17 protein-coding genes and 2 pseudogenes are annotated in these 16287 nt (G+C 72.0%); 10 read left to right on the forward strand and 9 right to left on the reverse strand.

Features of this window, described 5'->3' with window-relative positions; all coding sequences use genetic code 11:
• Both AB0C29_RS08930 and AB0C29_RS08935 read left to right on the forward strand, forming a co-directional pair.
• Positions 1–180, forward strand: a pseudogene (locus AB0C29_RS08930) (geranylgeranyl reductase); the annotation flags it as partial.
• Between the two features lie 31 nt (positions 181–211).
• Positions 212–982 carry an isoprenyl transferase gene (locus AB0C29_RS08935; RefSeq protein WP_360817326.1) on the forward strand — a complete coding sequence of 257 codons (771 nt, stop codon included), beginning with the start codon at positions 212–214 and terminating at the stop codon, positions 980–982.
• Positions 983–998: 16 nt separating this feature from the next.
• Here AB0C29_RS08935 and AB0C29_RS08940 read toward each other — a convergent pair.
• Positions 999–1799, reverse strand: a pseudogene (locus AB0C29_RS08940) (EamA family transporter); the annotation flags it as partial.
• Positions 1800–1868: 69 nt separating this feature from the next.
• On the opposite strand from AB0C29_RS08940, the gene AB0C29_RS08945 reads away from it, so the two are divergent.
• Positions 1869–2777, forward strand: a complete 909-nt coding sequence (locus tag AB0C29_RS08945; RefSeq protein ID WP_360817329.1) for a LysR family transcriptional regulator — start codon at positions 1869–1871, stop codon at positions 2775–2777.
• On the opposite strand, the gene otsB is transcribed toward AB0C29_RS08945, so the two are convergent.
• Entirely contained in the window at positions 2721–3563 is an 843-nt protein-coding gene (gene otsB / locus AB0C29_RS08950) for a trehalose-phosphatase (RefSeq protein ID WP_360817332.1), read from the reverse strand. The two genes, AB0C29_RS08945 and otsB, sit on opposite strands and share 57 nt — an antisense overlap.
• 259 nt (positions 3564–3822) lie before the next feature.
• Here otsB and AB0C29_RS08955 point away from each other — a divergent pair, with 259 nt between their 5' ends.
• The 4 genes from AB0C29_RS08955 (at position 3823) to AB0C29_RS08970 (ending at position 7930) form a co-directional block, all read left to right on the forward strand.
• Positions 3823–5235 (forward strand): PhoH family protein, encoded by a 1413-nt coding sequence (locus tag AB0C29_RS08955; protein ID WP_360817335.1) that lies wholly within the window; start codon positions 3823–3825, stop codon positions 5233–5235.
• Positions 5236–5620: 385 nt separating this feature from the next.
• Positions 5621–6337 carry a lytic transglycosylase domain-containing protein gene (locus AB0C29_RS08960; protein ID WP_360817338.1) on the forward strand — a complete coding sequence of 239 codons (717 nt, stop codon included), beginning with the start codon at positions 5621–5623 and terminating at the stop codon, positions 6335–6337.
• 75 nt (positions 6338–6412) lie between these two features.
• Positions 6413–7204, forward strand: a complete 792-nt coding sequence (locus tag AB0C29_RS08965; protein WP_360817341.1) for a serine protease — start codon at positions 6413–6415, stop codon at positions 7202–7204.
• Positions 7205–7264: 60 nt separating this feature from the next.
• Positions 7265–7930: a rhomboid family intramembrane serine protease gene (locus AB0C29_RS08970; protein ID WP_360817345.1), complete on the forward strand. Its 666-nt coding sequence runs from the start codon at positions 7265–7267 to the stop codon at positions 7928–7930.
• Positions 7931–7936: 6 nt separating this feature from the next.
• Here AB0C29_RS08970 and AB0C29_RS08975 read toward each other — a convergent pair whose 3' ends face one another.
• Together AB0C29_RS08975 and glpX are read right to left on the reverse strand one after the other, a co-directional pair.
• Positions 7937–8839: a DMT family transporter gene (locus AB0C29_RS08975; RefSeq protein WP_360817367.1), complete on the reverse strand. Its 903-nt coding sequence runs from the start codon at positions 8837–8839 to the stop codon at positions 7937–7939.
• 65 nt (positions 8840–8904) lie between these two features.
• The gene (gene glpX / locus AB0C29_RS08980; protein WP_360817348.1) at positions 8905–9930 is read right to left on the reverse strand and encodes a class II fructose-bisphosphatase; all 1026 of its coding nucleotides are present in this window, start codon (positions 9928–9930) and stop codon (positions 8905–8907) included.
• Positions 9931–10026: 96 nt separating this feature from the next.
• Here glpX and AB0C29_RS08985 point away from each other — a divergent pair, with 96 nt between their 5' ends.
• Positions 10027–10599 (forward strand): DUF4245 domain-containing protein, encoded by a 573-nt coding sequence (locus tag AB0C29_RS08985; protein ID WP_360817351.1) that lies wholly within the window; start codon positions 10027–10029, stop codon positions 10597–10599.
• 3 nt (positions 10600–10602) lie between these two features.
• On the opposite strand, the gene AB0C29_RS08990 is transcribed toward AB0C29_RS08985, so the two are convergent.
• From AB0C29_RS08990 to AB0C29_RS09005, 4 genes are read right to left on the reverse strand one after another with little or no spacing between them, the layout of a single operon-like run.
• A complete protein-coding gene (locus tag AB0C29_RS08990) occupies positions 10603–10806 on the reverse strand; it encodes an exodeoxyribonuclease VII small subunit (RefSeq protein WP_360545302.1) in 204 nt (67 codons plus the stop codon).
• Positions 10803–12026 (reverse strand): exodeoxyribonuclease VII large subunit, encoded by a 1224-nt coding sequence (gene xseA, locus AB0C29_RS08995; protein ID WP_360817354.1) that lies wholly within the window; start codon positions 12024–12026, stop codon positions 10803–10805. The genes AB0C29_RS08990 and xseA overlap by 4 nt, the downstream gene beginning before the upstream one ends.
• 20 nt (positions 12027–12046) lie before the next feature.
• On the reverse strand, positions 12047–12547 hold the full coding sequence (locus AB0C29_RS09000) for a hypothetical protein (RefSeq protein ID WP_360817357.1): 501 nt from the start codon (positions 12545–12547) through the stop codon (positions 12047–12049).
• A 51-nt stretch (positions 12548–12598) separates the two neighbouring features.
• Entirely contained in the window at positions 12599–13120 is a 522-nt protein-coding gene (locus AB0C29_RS09005; RefSeq protein ID WP_360817359.1) for a hypothetical protein, read from the reverse strand.
• Between the two features lie 102 nt (positions 13121–13222).
• Here AB0C29_RS09005 and AB0C29_RS09010 point away from each other — a divergent pair, with 102 nt between their 5' ends.
• A complete protein-coding gene (locus AB0C29_RS09010) occupies positions 13223–14257 on the forward strand; it encodes a 4-hydroxy-3-methylbut-2-enyl diphosphate reductase (protein ID WP_360817370.1) in 1035 nt (344 codons plus the stop codon).
• Here AB0C29_RS09010 and AB0C29_RS09015 read toward each other — a convergent pair.
• Positions 14228–15382, reverse strand: coding sequence for a DNA recombination protein RmuC (locus AB0C29_RS09015; RefSeq protein WP_360817361.1), 1155 nt, complete (start codon positions 15380–15382; stop codon positions 14228–14230). The two genes, AB0C29_RS09010 and AB0C29_RS09015, sit on opposite strands and share 30 nt — an antisense overlap.
• Positions 15383–15435: 53 nt before the next feature.
• Between AB0C29_RS09015 and AB0C29_RS09020 the strand changes: the two genes are divergently transcribed.
• Entirely contained in the window at positions 15436–16212 is a 777-nt protein-coding gene (locus AB0C29_RS09020) for a hypothetical protein (protein ID WP_360817364.1), read from the forward strand.
• The last annotated feature ends 75 nt before the right edge of the window (positions 16213–16287 follow it).

A 16287-nucleotide genomic window follows, 5' to 3' on the forward strand; every position in this document is an offset into this window, starting at 1 on the left:
CTCGCCGCGCTGCTGACCCGACGGCCCTCCGTGGTCGACGCCGCGGTCCGGGCCGCCCGCCGAGATGGTGCGGTTTTCCACCGGATGGTGGACCTGGGCCTGGGTGACGGGGTTTTCGACCTTCGCACGATCGGACGCATCGGGGCCGCGATGCTGCACAAGCGCGACGCGGCCTCTTGAGCCGCGGCGCGCTCTCGATAGGCTTGCCGGGATGACTCTGCGGTCCCTGGTCTATTCGCTGTACGAACGACGGCTCGCCGGCAAGCTCGCCGGCCGGCCGGTGCCGCAGCATGTCGGGGTGATGTGCGACGGCAACCGTCGCTGGGCCCGCGAGATGGGCTACGTCGATCCGAACGACGGGCACCGGGTGGGCGCCGTCCGGATCAAGGAGCTGCTCGGCTGGTGCGACCAGGCCGGGATCAAGCACGTGACGCTCTATCTGCTGGCCACCGACAACCTGCAGCGGCCCGCCGCCGAGCTGGACCCGCTGGTCAAGATCATCGAGGATCTGGCCACCGAGCTGGCCGAGGACGGCAACCCGTGGCGGCTGCGCATCGTCGGCGCGCTCGACGTGCTGCCCGCCCCGACGGCGACCGTGCTCAAGGCCGCGCAGGAACGCACCCGTGACCGCGTCGAGGGCGTCGAGGTCAACCTCGCGGTCGGCTACGGCGGGCGCCGGGAGATCACCGACGCGGTGCGCTCGCTGCTCTACGAGCAGTCCGCGGCCGGGCGCACGCTGGAGGAACTGGCCGAGATCCTCGACGTCGAGCACATCGCCGAGCACCTCTACACCAAGGGCCAGCCCGACCCCGACCTGGTCATCCGCACGAGCGGGGAGCAGCGGCTGTCGGGATTCCTGCTGTGGCAGTCGGCGCACTCGGAGTTCTACTTCCACGACGCCAACTGGCCGGACTTCCGCCGGACTGACTTTCTGCGGGCCCTGCGCTCGTACGCCGGCCGCCAGCGCCGCTACGGCGCCTGAGGCTGCTCACCGCCAGCACCGCGATCACGATCGTGATGCCCGCCCACTCGTGCGGGCGCAGCGCCTGACCGAGCAGCACCAACCCGGCCAGGGCCGCGAGCACCGGGTGCACGCTCATGAACATCCCGAACAAGCGCGCCGGGATCCGGCGCAGGGCGATCAGATCGAGCGCGTACGGCAGTGAGCTGAGCAGCCCCGCACACCCGGCGTAGGCCAGCCCGGTGACACCGAAACGTCCCTGTGCGACAAGGATCACAGCCACCGGCAGATAGCCCAGCGCGGACACCGTGGTCGCCGCCGCGGTCGCCTGGATCCCCGGCACCCGCGCCCCCAGCACCCGGTTGAGCAGGATGTACGCGGCCCACCCGGCCGCCGCGAGCAGCGCGCAGCCGATCCCGGCGAAGTCGCTGGCCGGCCCGGGCCGGACGAGGACGTAGACGCCCACCCCGGCCGCGAGGGCGCAGGCCAGGTCGAAGCGGGTCCGCGAGCCGGCCAGCGCCACCGTCAGCGGGCCCAGCACCTCCAGCGTGACGGCCAGGCCGAGACCGATCCGGTCGATCGCCGTGTAGAGGCTCAGGTTCATCACCGCGAACGTGCCGGCCAGCAGCAGCGTCGGCCACCACTGCGGCCAGGTGAAGCGGCGCAGGTCGGGCCGGGCCACCGCCAGCAGGGCCGCGGCCGCCACGAGCTGGCGTACCGCGACGACCCCGGCCGGCCCGACGGTGGCGAACGCGTGGGCCCCCACCGCGGCGCCGGCCTGGTTGCTGACCGCGCCGGCGAGCATGGTGGCCAGGCCACCGAACCGCGAAGATCTCATGCGGTCCAGGCTTCGCGGCGGCGCCCGGCAACGGAAATGACCGGCCCGCCGGATCTATACGCTGACCGTATGGATGTGCGGGTGCGCCAGCTCCGGGCGCTGGTCGCGGTGGTCGACGCCGGTACGTTCACCGACGCGGCCACGGCCCTCGGGGTCTCCCAGGCGGCTGTCTCCCGTTCGGTCGCCGCCCTGGAACAGGCTCTCGGCGCCCGGGTGCTGCAGCGGACCACCCGGCACGTCGCCCTCACCCCGACCGGCACCCGGATCGTCGCCCAGGCCCGGCGCATCCTCGACGAGATCGCCCACCTCCAGCGCATCGTCACGGACGCGCGCACCGAGGTCCGGGTCGGCTACGCCTGGGCGGCGCTGGGCCGGCACACCCGGCGGTTGCAGAAGACCTGGGCGGCCGCGCATCCCCGCGTACCGCTGGTGTTCGTGCAGGTCAACGACCCGACTGCGGGCCTGAGCGACGGTACGGCCGACCTCGCCGTCATCCGCCGCCCGCTCGACGACCCCCGCTTCGCCACCGCCGAGATCGGCCGCGAGTCCCGTTACGCCGCCGTGGCCACGGACAGCTCCCTGGCCCGCCGCCGGTCCCTGCGGATCGAGGACCTGTCGCGTTCCACCGTCGCGATGGACACCCGCACCGGCACGACGACGCTGGAACTGTGGCCGGCGGACTCCCGGCCCAGCTCGATCCGGGAGACGCCGGCGGTCGACGAATGGCTGACATTGATCGCGGCCGGGCAGGCGGTGGGGGTCACCGCCGAGGCGACGGCGCACCAGTATCCGCGGCCGGGCGTCGCCTACCGGGTGCTGCGCCACGCGCCCCGCATCTCGGTGCGGCTGGCCTGGTGGCGCGACGACCCGCCGGCCCAGCTCGGCGAGGTGCTGGCCCTGGCCCGCACCGCCTACGGCTGGTCAGCGCCGGAAGGCGGGCAGGGCGTCGGCGAGGAAGCCGGCGACGGCCTCGGGTGACTCCAGGGTCAGGTCGGCCGCGCTGGACACCTCCGCGCCGGTCTCCGGGTTGGCCACCGCCACGCACATGCCGAAGAAGTCCGGGTCGACCGCCTCGCGGGCGCGCAGCGCGTCGAACGCCTTGATGTCGGACATGTCGTCGCCGAAATACCAGGCGCAGCGGGCGTCCAGCACGCCTTCGCCGATCACCATGCCCTTGTCCTGGTCGACCGGCGGCTTCAGCTCGACGACCATCCGGCCGCCCTGGATCCGCAGGCCCAGGCGCTCGGCCTGCTCGTGACCCCAGCGCTCGACCGTCTGGGCCAGCTGCGGCGCGGTGCGGTAGTGCAGGGCCACCGACAGGCGCTTGTATTCCACCAGGATCGGCTCGGGCAGCTCGGCCTTGGCCCGCTCGGCCAGCTCGGCCATCGCGGGGACCCAGGGCAGCGCGGCCGGCTCGGTGACGACCGCGCCGTCGTGCCACACCTCGAGGCCGTAGAGCCCGTAGAGGTCGACGTGGGCCAGCGACTCGAAACGCGAGCGCAGGAAGCTGACCGGACGGGCCGAGACGATCGCCACCCGGGCCACCGCGCCGGCCAGCTCCTCGAGCACGCCCAGCACCGACGGCACGGGCTGAGAGGCGTCGGGATCGTCGGTGACGGGTGACAGCACGCCGTCGAAGTCGAAGAAGAGAGTCGTGTCCCCGGCCCGCGAGGCGGTGAACTGCCAGGCCTCGGCGGCGGTCAACGGGTGCGTGGGACGCCCCCGCTGCGGTTCGGACTCAGGGTGCGGCTCGGACTCAGGCACAAGTCCCAGCCTACCTGCCGTGCGGCCCATCGCACGTCGGCGTGACGCCCCGAATTGGCGGATCACGCGGGTACTACCGCCGGTGGCAGTTGACCGCTAGCGTTCTTGTCATGGCACGGGGTCATCCCGGGCCAACCGGTCGGCCCGGACCTGCGACAAGAGCGCCACGGGGCCCCGCATCCCGGCTCCGTGCCAGGCACGGGCGCCGGACGTGGCGGACCGCGGGCGGACCGGGTTGCACGCCCGCTGGAGCAGGCCTGTGACATCTCGCCGTACTGACGCCGGGGCTTCGCAAGACCCGGCCGCCACCGTCTCCAGCAGCCGTACCGGCACGGGACGCAGGTCGTCCCGCGATCGGCACGCCGACGCGGAGCCCGCCCCAGCCGGCCGGGTCTTCGTGCTGGACACCTCGGTCCTGCTGTCCGACCCGGCGGCGTTCCGCCGGTTCACCGACCACGAAGTGATCATTCCGCTCGTGGTGATCTCCGAGCTGGAGGGCAAGCGCCACCATCCGGAGCTCGGCTGGTTCGCCCGGCAGTCGTTGCGCATGCTCGACGAGCTGCGGATCAAGTTCGGCCGCCTGGACCAGCCCGTGCTCTGCAACGACGAGGGCGGCACCCTGCGGGTCGAGCTCAACCACGCCGACCAGAGCGTGCTGCCGCAGGGCTTCCGCAACGACTCGAACGACACCCGGATCCTGTCGGTGGCGCTCGGGCTGGCCGCCGAGGGCCGCGAAGTCACGCTGGTCAGCAAGGACATGCCGCTGCGGGTCAAGGCCGCGTCGGTCGGCCTGACGGCCGACGAGTACCGGCACGGCCAGGCCAGCGACCCGACCTGGGTGGGCATGGCCGACCTCAAGCTGAGCGAGGACCAGGTCGCCCAGCTGTACGCGGGTGAGGAGCTCGAACTCGAGGACGCGGACGCCCTGCCGTGCCACACCGGCCTGGTGATCCACTCCGCGCGTGGTTCGGCGCTGGGCCGGGTCAACCCGGACAAGACCGTACGGCTGGTCCGCGGTGACCGGGAGGCGTTCGGGCTGCGCGGCCGCTCGGCGGAGCAGCGGATCGCCCTGGACCTGCTGCTGGACGAGTCGATCGGGATCGTCTCGCTGGGCGGCCGGGCCGGCACCGGCAAGTCGGCCCTGGCGCTGTGCGCGGGCCTCGAGGCGACGATGGAGCGCAACCGCCACAAGAAGGTCGTCGTCTTCCGCCCGCTGTACGCCGTGGGCGGCCAGGAGCTCGGCTATCTGCCCGGCAGCGAGTCCGAGAAGATGTCGCCCTGGGCCCAGGCGGTCTTCGACACCCTCGGGGCGGTGGTGCACGGCAACGTGATGGAGGAGGTCATGGCCCGGGGCCTGCTCGAGGTGCTGCCGCTGACCCACATCCGCGGCCGCAGCCTGCACGACTCGTTCGTGATCGTGGACGAGGCCCAGTCGCTGGAACGCAACGTGCTGCTGACGGTGCTGTCCCGGATCGGGCAGGGCTCGCGGGTGGTCCTCACCCACGACGTCGCCCAGCGCGACAACCTGCGGGTGGGCCGGCACGACGGCGTCACGGCGGTGATCGAGGCGCTGAAGGGTCATCCCATCTTCGCCCATGTCACCCTCACGAGGTCCGAGCGTTCGCCGATCGCAGAGGTCGTCACCGATCTGCTCGAGGACATTCCGCAGTAACGCTCCGCAGTCGGCTGAGGCGGGAATCCGAGGGGTTCCCGCCTCACGCTGCGAATGAGGACAACTACATAAAGTGAGGTAATGGCTACCTCGAAAGTGCTGGAAATGGCGGGCTTTTGCCCGGAATAACGCCTAAACGCCCTGTGATTCATTTCACAGGTGCGCGTCGTCATTTCACATCCACTTCACCGTGCGCCATGGTGGCTGGCGAGCATCACTCGCGTGCCCCGGCCGGTCGGAGATCGACTTGGCGGGTCACCGTGACCGGCGGAAGTCGCCGGGTCGCACGGCCCGAGGGGTCGGCGAAGCTCGCGGCGGGAAACGTCGCCGGGATTCGTCCCGGTGAATTCCGGCCGCGTCATTGCCCCCGACGAAGGGATACTTCGTGAATCGGCTCTGGAGCCGGGTCGGAATCCGTGTGGCCTCGGTGGGTCTGCTCGTGGCAGGCGTGATCGGCGGGGTCTACCTCGGCAAGGACCAGGAAGTCCAGGCGCAGGGCGCCCCCCAGGCCGGCGTTGTCGCCCAGGTCGATGTGGCCGAGATGCAGCTCCTCAAGGAGCGGCACGGTCAGCACGCGGCGGCTCGCGCCTACCAGCGGCAGGCCGAGGACGAGGCAGCCACGAAGGCGGCCACGGAGGCCAAGGCGGCAGCCGCGAAGGCCCGCACGGCCGAGAAGAAGCTGATCGAGAAGAAGGCCGCCGAGAAGAAGGCGGCGGAGGCCAAGAAGGCGGAGTCCTCGTCCAGCTCGGGCGGCGGCACGGTGCCTTACACCGGTGACATCCCGGCCTCCTGCGACGAGTACAGCGGCAACCGGGCCACCGGCTGCGCCCTGATGCTCAGCGCGGGCTTCAAGATCGATCAGTTCCCGTGCCTGGACAAGCTGTGGAAGAAAGAAAGCGGCTGGAACCACAAGGCCTCGAACCCCAGCTCGGGCGCGTACGGCGTGCCGCAGGCGCTGCCCGGCTCGAAGATGGCTTCGGAAGGCTCGGACTGGAAGACCAACCCGGCCACCCAGATCAAGTGGGGCCTCGGCTACATCGAGGGCCGCTACAACACCCCGTGCAACGCGTGGTCACACTCGCAGAACACGGGCTGGTACTGATCCCAGCGTGACAAAAGGGGTACGCGCTTCGGCGCGTACCCCTTTTGCCGTCACGGGCCGTGATCAAATGACCAGATGGTCCGGAAAGTCGCATCGGGATTCGTGGTCGGGGTGCTCGCCCTCGTGCTGTCCGGCAGTCAGATAGCCGCCCGGGCCGCCGACCACAGCGAGCCGGTCCGCGAGGTCGTCGGCGGCAACCTGGCGCCGGCCGGACGCTTCCCCTGGATGGTGCGCCTCTCGATGGGCTGCGGCGGCGTGCTCACCGCGCCCGGTGTGGTGCTCACGGCCGGTCATTGCGTGACCGGCTCCGGCAAGGACGACACCATCGGCGTGATCGCCGGGACCACCGACCTCAAGTCCGGCGCCGCGATCAACGCCCGCTCGGTCGCCGTGGTCCGGGCCGACGGCTTCCGCGACGAGACGCGCGGTGACGACTGGGCGCTGGTCAAGCTGGACCGCAAGCTCGACCTCCCGGTGCTGGAACTCGGCCGCGACGGCCTCGACGAGACCGGCCCGATGACCATCCTCGGCTGGGGCCAGACCAGCGAGTCGTCGATGCGCCAGCAGCACAAACTGCGCTACGCCACCGTCTCCCTGGTCGGCGACAAGCAGTGCGCCAAGGCGTACCGCAAGGTGGGGGTCGAGCTCGTCAAGAACGAGGCGATCTGCGCCGCCGGCCAGGGGGTCGACACCTGTCAGGGCGACTCCGGCGGCCCGATGGTCCACCAGAGCGCCGACCACCGCTGGGTGCAGGTCGGCATCGTCAGCTTCGGTCTCGGCTGTGCCCGGCGGAACTACCCGGGCGTCTACACCCAGGTGTCGAAGTTCCACGACGACATCCAGGCAGCGACCCGCAAGCTGAGCTGAGCGCGTCCGATCCGCCACACCGAGTTGGCGTCGCTGGCGCCGATCGGCAACCATCGGGGGATGAGCTACCCCGGCGAGCGCGAGGATCAGGCGGCGCGATTCGGCACGGAGGCGTTCTTCGCCTCCATCGGCCGTGCCTTCGTGGCGATGTGCGCGGTCATCCCGGTGCTGTTCCTGATCGAGGCGATCGACGTCGGCCTCGGCGCGGGCCGGCTCGACGTGGCGGGCGGCATCATCCCGCGCCGCATCGACGGCCTGGACGGCATCATCTTCAGCCCGTTCCTGCACGCCGGCTGGGACCACCTGTACGGCAACAGCATCCCGCTGATCCTGGTCGGCACCTTCGCCCTGGCCGGTGGCACCCGCCGCTTCCTCTGGTCGACGCTGGTGATCGTGCTGGTCAGCGGCTTCGGCGTCTGGATCATCGGCGATCCGAGAAGCGTCGTGGTCGGCGCCAGCGGCGTCGTCTTCGGCTACCTGGGACTGCTGGTGGCCCGCGGCTTCGTGGAGCGCAGCTGGTGGAATCTGGGCGTGGCCGCGTTCATCGGGCTGCTGTACTGGTACCAGCTCTACAACGTGCTCCCGACCGACCAGCCGATCTCCTGGCAGGGCCACCTGCTCGGCCTGCTCAGCGGCGTGGTCGCGGCGATCATCTTCCGCCGGAAGCGGCCGCGGCCCGCGCCCGCCCTCTACGACCCGGGCAGCACAACCCTCACCGACATCTGAGCCGGTTCAGGCGCGGCTGCGCCGGGTCGGCAGGACTGCCACGCCGACCGCGGCCAGGGTCAGGGCCGCGCCGAGCACCGTGTTCCATCCAGGCCGGCCGGCGTCGCCCGGGACCACCTCGTCCAGCAGCAGCGCGCCGGTGACCTGGCCGGCGATCATGCCCAGGCCGAGCAGCAGCACGCCCGTGTAGCGCACCACCGCGGCGCCCAACGCGATGAAGACGATGCCGAGGGTGCCGCCGGCGTAGAGCCACCACGGTCCGTCGGGCATCCGGGTCGGGAAGCCGCGCACGGCCACCGACACCGCGAACGCGATCAGCAGCACCGCCGTACCCATGACGAAGTTGACCAGGCCCGCGACCAGCGCGCTGCCGGAGACGGCCCGGACGTGGCCGTTCACGGCCTGCTGCCAGGCGATGCCCAGGCCCGCCACCAGTGGCAGGACCGCCAGCGCCAGGGCGCTGGGATGCCCGATCCGGTCGCCGACCGCCAGCAGCACCGCGCAGACGGTCAGTACGGCCCCGGCCAGCCGCGGGGTGGTCACCGGCTGCGGCCCGGCCGGCCCGGCGCCGGCCCGGTCCACCAGCAGGCTGCTCGACGACTGGCCGGCGACCAGGGCGACGATGAAGACGGCCACGCCGAGCGTCGGCACGGTCAGGCCCTGGGTCGCGACCAGGAAACCGCCGCACATGCCGCCCACGCACTGCCAGGGCCGGATGCGTCCCTCGCGCAGGGCGGCGCGCAGGTGGCCGAGCCCGGCCCGGCCGGCCGGCAGCAGCGGCACGAGCACCGCCAGCACCAGCAGGCCGGAGCCGAACGAGATGGTCGCGGCGCCGATCGGGTCGGCCAGGCGTACCGCGAGCTCGCCGTTGATCCTCGACTGCACGGCCAGGGCGGTCCCCGCGACCATCGCGAGACCCGCCCCGCCGGCCCGGCGCGCGGTCGAGACCGCGGGTGGGGCAGCCGAGGTCTGGGTCACTCGCGCACCGTCGGCAGGTGCCCGTCGAAGTCCACCGCCGAGTACAGCGCCAGCTTCTCCAGCCGGTGGTACGAGTCGATGACCCGGATCGTGCCGCTCTTGGACCGCATCACGATCGACTGGGTGTGCGCGCCGCCGGCCCGGTAACGGACGCCCTTGAGCAGGTCGCCGCTGGTCACGCCGGTGGCCACGAAGAAGCAGTTGTCGCCGGTGACCAGGTCGTCGGTGGTCAGCACCCGGTCCAGGTCGTGCCCGCCGGCCAGGGCCTTCTCCCGTTCGGAGTCGTCCAGTGGCCACAGCTTGGCCTGGATCTCGCCGCCGAGGCATTTCAGGGCGCAGGCCGCGGTGATGCCCTCGGGGGTGCCGCCGATGCCCATCAGCACGTCGACGTCCGACTCGGTGCGCGCCGCCGAGATGGCCCCGGCGATGTCGCCGTCGGAGATGAACTTGATGTTGGCCCCGGCTGCGCGGACCTCCTCGACCAGCTTCTGGTGCCGTGGCCGGTCGAGGATGCAGACCGTCACGTCGGAGACGCTGGAGCGCTTCGCCTTGGCGATGCGGCGCAGGTTTTCGGTCGCGCCCGCGTTGATGTCGATGACGTCGGCACAGTCCGGCCCGACGGCGATCTTCTCCATGTAGAACACGGCGCTCGGGTCGAACATCGCGCCCCGCTCCGCGACGGCCAGCACCGCGACCGCACCCGGCATCCCCTTGCTCATCAGCGTCGTGCCGTCGACCGGGTCGACCGCCACGTCCACCTCCGGCCCGGTGCCGTCGCCGACCTCCTCGCCGTTGAACAGCATCGGGGCGTTGTCCTTCTCGCCCTCGCCGATCACGACGACGCCGCGCATCTGGATCGAGTTGATCAGCTTGCGCATGGCGTCGACGGCGGCGCCGTCGCCGCCCTCCTTGTCGCCCCGGCCGACCCAGCGGCCGGCGGCCATGGCGGCGGCCTCGGTGACGCGGACCAGGTCGAGGGCGATGTTGCGGTCGAGATCCTGCGGGTTCTGCGCTACGGGCATGGGGGCCTCCTCGCGACGGTGCGGGTGTGGTGCACAGATCCTCACACGCGGATATGCGCCAAGTCCCGTGTCCGCGACATGGTTAACAATGGAGAGGTGGCCACCCCTGAAGCAGCACCCGCGCCCGAAGCCGCCGCCGAGCCCGTGACCGCCGGCAAGCGTGGTGGCCGGTCCCCGCGCGACATGGCGCTGTCGCTGGGCATCCTGCTGCTGCCGATCGTGCTGCTGCTGCTCTTCTACCGCGTCGTGCTGGACGGCGACAAGCCGGTCAGCGTCGAGAACGCCCAGTCGACGATCGACCAGGCCCGCAGCGCCGCCGTCTTCCCGGTGGCCGTGCCGCAGGGGCTGGGCGACGACTGGCACACGGTCAGCGCGACCTTCAAGCGCGACACCGACGGCGCCACGCTGCGACTGGGCTACGTCGACCCGGACGACGACCCGCTCCTGCTCGTCGAGAGCAGCATCCCGACGGAGAAGCTGCTCCCGGTCGAGCTGGGCGCGAACCCCAAGGGGGTCAGCACCTACAGCGACGGAGCCCGCACCTGGCAGCGCTACGAGGCCCGCAAGGGCGAGAACGCGTTGCTGCTGCTGGAGAAGGGCCGCACGATCATCGTGGTCGGCAAAGCGGAGTCGAAGAGCCTGGAGAGCTTCGCCTCGTCGCTGCGCTGACTGTCAGCTGTCCGTCCGAGCGGCGCGGGCGGCCTCGATCCGCTCGCGGGCGCCGTCGAGCCAGCGCTGGCAGACGTCCGCCAGCTTCTCGCCGCGCTCCCACAGGGCCAGTGACTCCTCGAGCGAACTGCCGCCCTGCTCCAGCCGTTCCACCACTGTCGCCAGCTCGGTACGGGCCTGCTCGTAAGTGAGTTTCTCGTCCGTCATTCCTGCACTCCCGCTCGAAGCTCGCCGTCGGCCAGCCGTACCCGGAGAACGTCTCCGGCCTCCACCTCGCCGGCCGCGCGGACCACGTGACCGTCGGCCCGTTGCACGATCGCGTACCCGCGTTCCAGGGTCGCCCGCGGCGACAGGGCCCGCAGCCGGGCCAGGGTGTGCCGCAGGTCGTCGTCGGCGCGGCGCAGCCGCTGGTCCAGACTCCGCGTGGCCCGGTCCCGCAGGCCGGTCACGTCGGCCGCCCGCTGGTCCACCAGGACCTCGGGGCGGGCCAGCACCGGCCGGGACCGCCAGGACTCCAGCCGGTGCGTCTCGCGGTCGACCAGCGTGATCACCGCGCGGTCGAGGCGGCGGCGGGCCTGCTCGATCAGCGCGGTCTCCTCGCCCAGGTCCGGCACGATCCGCTTGGCCGCGTCGGTCGGGGTGGACGCGCGTACGTCGGCCACGTAGTCGATCAGCGGCGCGTCCGTCTCGTGCCCGATCGCGCTGACCACCGGCGTACGGCAGCCGAACACCGCCCGGCACAGCGCCTCGTCGGAGAAGGGCAGCAGGTCCTCGACGCTGCCCCCGCCGCGGGCCAGCACGATCACGTCGACCGTGTCGTCGTTGTCCAGCACCTTGAGCGCGTCGATGATCTGCGGCACCGCGGTCGGCCCCTGGACCGGCACGTTGATCACCCGGAAGTCCACGGACGGCCAGCGCCGGCGGGTGTTCATCAGCACGTCGCGTTCCGCCGCGGACGCCCGCCCGGTGATCAGGCCGACCCGCTGCGGCAGGAACGGCAGCCGGCGCTTGCGCTCCCGGGCGAACAGGCCCTCGGCGCCGAGCAGCTTCTTCAGCCGTTCCAGCCGGGCCAGCAGCTCACCCAGGCCGACCTGGCGGATCTCGTCGGCACGCAGGCTCAGCGAGCCGCGGGCCGGATAGAACTCGGGCTTGGCGTGCAGCGTGACCCGGGCGCCCTCGGCGAGCTCGGGGGCACCGGCGTCGAGCACGTCGCGGTGGGCGGTGACGGTCAGGCTCAGGTCGGCGGACGGGTCCCGCAGGGTCAGGAACACCACGCTGGCGCCGGGACGGCGGCTGATCTGCGCGACCTGGCCGTCGACCCACACCCAGCCCAGCTTGGCGACCCAGGCGCCGATCTTCTGGCTGACCACCCGGACCGGCCAGGGCTCCTCGGCGCTCGACTTCGCGGGCTGCTCGGGCTGACTCACCGGGCCAGCCTACGGGCGGTTCACCCCCCGGCGCGGGGCCGGGTGGCGCGGCGCGCCAGCGCCAGCAGGACCAGCAGGACCAGGCCCGCGTACGCCCAGAACAGCAGATCGGCCAGCAGGTGCTGACTGTCGACGTGCCAGCCGCCGCCGTCGTTGCGGGCCAGGAAGGTGAACGGGTAGCCGTGGCGGACCGAGAAGGTGGTCATGCAGCACACCGCCTCGATGACCGGCAACGCGCTGAACAGCATCCCGCCGACCAGCAGCGCCGCGCCGGCCGACCAGCCCGCCGCTCCGGTGCCGGCGGCGCTCCAGCCGAGCGAGATCAGCAGCGACCCGCCGACCAGCAGCATGGCGTGGAAGAGCAGATACGCCCGGTCCGGCGCATGATCCATGTCGACCAGCACGTTCAGGATCGCGATGGCCACGCTGAACCAGCCGACCAGCAGCCGCAGGCCACCGCCGAAAGAAACCCACAGCCCCGGCGCTTCGGTGGGTGCACCGGCGTTGCCCACGGCGCTCATCGCCCGAGTATCGCGCCCGGCGATCGTGCTACGTGCGGAAACGGCTGTCGATCATGGGGCGAGGGCGGGTTCCGGGGTCCGCGCGGGCCGGCGGGCCAGCCCGGCGGCGGTCACCAGCAGCAGCCCCACGAACGCCCAGAAGTACAGATCGGCGGCGAGGTTGACCGCGTCGAGCTGCCAGCGCGCCTGCTCGGCCACCTCCCGGGCGGTCGCCGGGTCGCCGCCCGAGCCCGCCCGCGCGATCCAGGCGGACGGCCAGCCCCGGCTGGCCAGGTACACGTACATGCCGCCGAGCTGGGTGCTCTCGGCGAGGCAGCCACCGAGGGTGCCCGCCACCGCGGCCCCGATCGTCGCCGCCGCGGTGCTCCGGCCGGGCAGGGGTACGCGGTGCGGCATGAGCAGCACCAGGCCGCCGATTGCCAGCACCACGCCGACGATCATGTCGGTCACCGGCCTCGGCGCGCCCAGGTTGAGCAGGATCCAGGTCAGGCCGCCGACGAGGCTCACCGCGCCGAGCACGCCCCGTACGGCGGCACCGGCCCGGTCCCGCATCGTCTTGCTTGTCGCATCCACCGCACGAGTATGCCGCGCGGGCGCGTGATCACCCCTGGCTCAGGCCGTGGCGGCGCCGGCCGGGCCGGTCGCCGGGCTGTGGCGCCCGTCGCACGCCTGCTGATGGCGGCCGGGGGCACGTACCATGGCCGGGTGACTGCCGACTCGATCAGCCCAGGACGCAAGCGCGTGCTCCTCGCCAAGCCGCGGGGTTACTGCGCCGGTGTCGACCGCGCCGTGCAGACCGTCGAGGAGGCGCTCAAGCTCTACGGCGCCCCGGTCTACGTGCGCAAGCAGATCGTGCACAACAAGCACGTCGTCACCACGCTGGAGAGCCGCGGTGCGATCTTCGTGGAGGAGAACGAGGAGGTCCCCGAGGGGTCGACCGTCGTCTTCTCCGCCCACGGCGTCGCGCCGGAGGTGCACGAGCAGGCCCGCGAGCGCAACCTCAAGGCGATCGACGCGACCTGCCCGCTGGTCACCAAGGTGCACCACGAGGCCAAGCGGTTCGCCGCCGACGACTACGACATCCTGCTCATCGGGCACGAGGGGCACGAAGAGGTCATCGGCACCGCGGGCGAGGCCCCGGCGCACATCCAGCTCGTCGACGGGCCGGACGACGTGGAGAACGTCGTGGTCCGCGACCCGGCCAAGGTCGTCTGGCTCTCCCAGACCACGCTGTCGGTGGACGAGACGATGGAGACCGTCGCCCGGCTCAAGACCCGGCTGCCGCTGCTGCAGTCGCCGCCCAGCGACGACATCTGCTACGCCACGTCGAACCGCCAGCACGTGATCAAGGAGATCGCCCCGGAGTGCGACGTGGTGATCGTGGTCGGCTCGACCAACTCGTCGAACTCGGTGCGCCTGGTCGAGGTGGCGCTCGGTGCCGGCGCGCGGGCCGGCCACCTGGTCGACTACGCCGCCGAGATCCAGGACGAGTGGCTGGCCGGCGCGACCACCGTCGGGGTCAGCTCGGGCGCCAGCGTGCCCGACGACCTGGTCATGGAGGTGCTCGCGCACCTGGCCGACCGGGGCTTCGGCGAGGTCACCGAATTCACCACCGCCGAGGAGCGGCTGACCTTCTCGCTGCCGCAGGAGCTGCGCCGCGACATGAAGGCGGCAGCCGCGCTAAAAAAGGCCACGGCTGTCGTCGAATAGCTCGGGTGCCTGCGGCTGGCGCGGGGTCAGCTCGACCTGGGCCGGCACGGCCAGCTCCTCGTCGGAGACGCCCATCTCGGCCAGCTTGCGCGCGCTGACCAGCACCCGGGACTCCAGCGACCCGACCGCGCGGTTGTAGGCGGTCACGGCGCCGCTGAGCGAGCTGCCCAGCTTGCCGACGTGATCGCCGAGGGTGGAGAGCCGGCCGTAGAGCTCGCGGGCCAGGCTGTGCACCTCGAGTGCGTTGCGGGCCAGCGCCTCCTGCCGCCACGAGTAGGCCACCGTGCGCAGCAGCGCGATCAGGGTCGCCGGGGTCGCCAGCACCACGTTGCGGCTGAACGCGTGCTCCATCAGCGTGGCGTCGCGCTGCAGAGCCGCGTCCAGGAACGGGTCGGCCGGCACGAAGAGCACCACAAAGTCCGGCGTCTGGTCGAAGGCCGTCCAGTACGCCTTGGCCGACAGCGCGTCCACATGCCCGCGCAGCACCCGGGCGTGCTGGTCGAGGTGGGAGTCACGGGTGCGCTCGTCGCGGGCCTCCATGGCGGACAGGTACGAGTCGAAGGGCGCCTTCGCGTCGACCACCACCGACCGTCCACCGTGCAGCCGCACCAGCATGTCGGGGCGTACGCCCTGGTGGTCGGTGGAACCGGTGACCTGCTCGCTGAAGTCGCAGTGGTCGAGCATGCCGGCCGCCTCGACGATGCGGCGCAGCTGATGCTCGCCCCAACGGCCCCGGACCTGCGGCGCGCGCAACGCCGCGACCAGCTGTTTCGTCTCGGTGCGGAGCTCACCGGAGACCGCGCCCATCGAGCGGACCTGCTCCCGGAGCTCCGCGTACGCGTCCACGCGGTCGCGCTCCAGCTCGGTCACCCGCTGCTCGTAGCGGCGCAGCGTCTCGTGCAGTGGGGCGACCGCGCGGGCCACCGCCTCCTGGGACTGCGCCGTCGCCTCGTAGGACAGTGACCGCAGGGACTGCTCCAGCCGGCCCTCACCGTCCCGGCCGGCCTGCAGGGTGGCCTCGAGCCGGGCGATGTCGGTGGCGGCGCGCAGCCGGGCGGCCGACCAGCCGAGTGCGGCGCCGACCCCCAGACAGATGAGCACCACGGCGAGCGTCGAGAAGGTCACCCTCGGAGCTTGCCAGAGGGGTACGACGAGATCGGCGAGGGTACCGTCGAGACATGAAGGTGTTGCTGCTTCTGGTTCTCATCATCGCCGTTGTCCTGGTCGTCGTCACACTCACCCGGCGCGGCGGCGCGACTCGCGAGCAGAGCCGGCTCGAGGACGCCCGCGCCGAGGCCCAGCGCTGGTACGAGCGGCTCGGCGGGCAGGTGATGAACCTGCACGGCGACGACCCGGCGGCCCGGCAGGCGCTGGCCGACGCGAGCGAGCGCTACAACGCCGCCGGTGGGCAGTTGCAGCAGGCCAAATCGGTGCGCCAGTTCGAGCTGGCCCGCGAGTCGGCCCTGGAAGGACTGGCGTACGTGCGCGCGGCCCGGCTGGCCATGGGCATCGACCCCGGTCCCGACCTGCCGCCGCTGGCCAGTGCGCAGGGCGCCGGTCAGCTCACCCGCGAGCGCGAGGTAAACGTCCAGGGACACCAGTACAAGGCGGGCCCGCAGCCGGGTCCCGACACCCCGTACTACTACCCGGGCGGCCGGGTGCAGGGCCGGCCGGTCCCGTCGGGCTGGTATTCGACGCCGGTCTGGAAGACGGCGCTGGGTGCGGGCGCGGGTGTGCTCGGCGGCATGCTGATCTTCGACGCGCTGCTCTCGCCGGGCTTCGGCGACATGGGCTATGGCGACGGCTACCAGGACGGCTTCCAGGACGCGGCCGGCGGTGACTTCGGCGGCGACGCCGGCGACTCGACCCAGGCCGGCGACTTCGGTGGCGGCGGCAGCGACTGGGGCGGCGGCGACTTCGGCGGCGGTGACTTCGGTGGCGGCGGCGACTTCTGAGCGCGGCGATCGCTGAGCGCGGCGGTTTCTGAGCGCGGCGGTTTCTGATCTTGAGCGCGGTCACCGCCTGCGGTG

It is taken from the genome of Actinoplanes sp. NPDC048791 (genome assembly GCF_040650095.1).
In the GTDB taxonomy this organism is placed as follows: Bacteria; Actinomycetota; Actinomycetes; order Mycobacteriales; family Micromonosporaceae; genus Actinoplanes.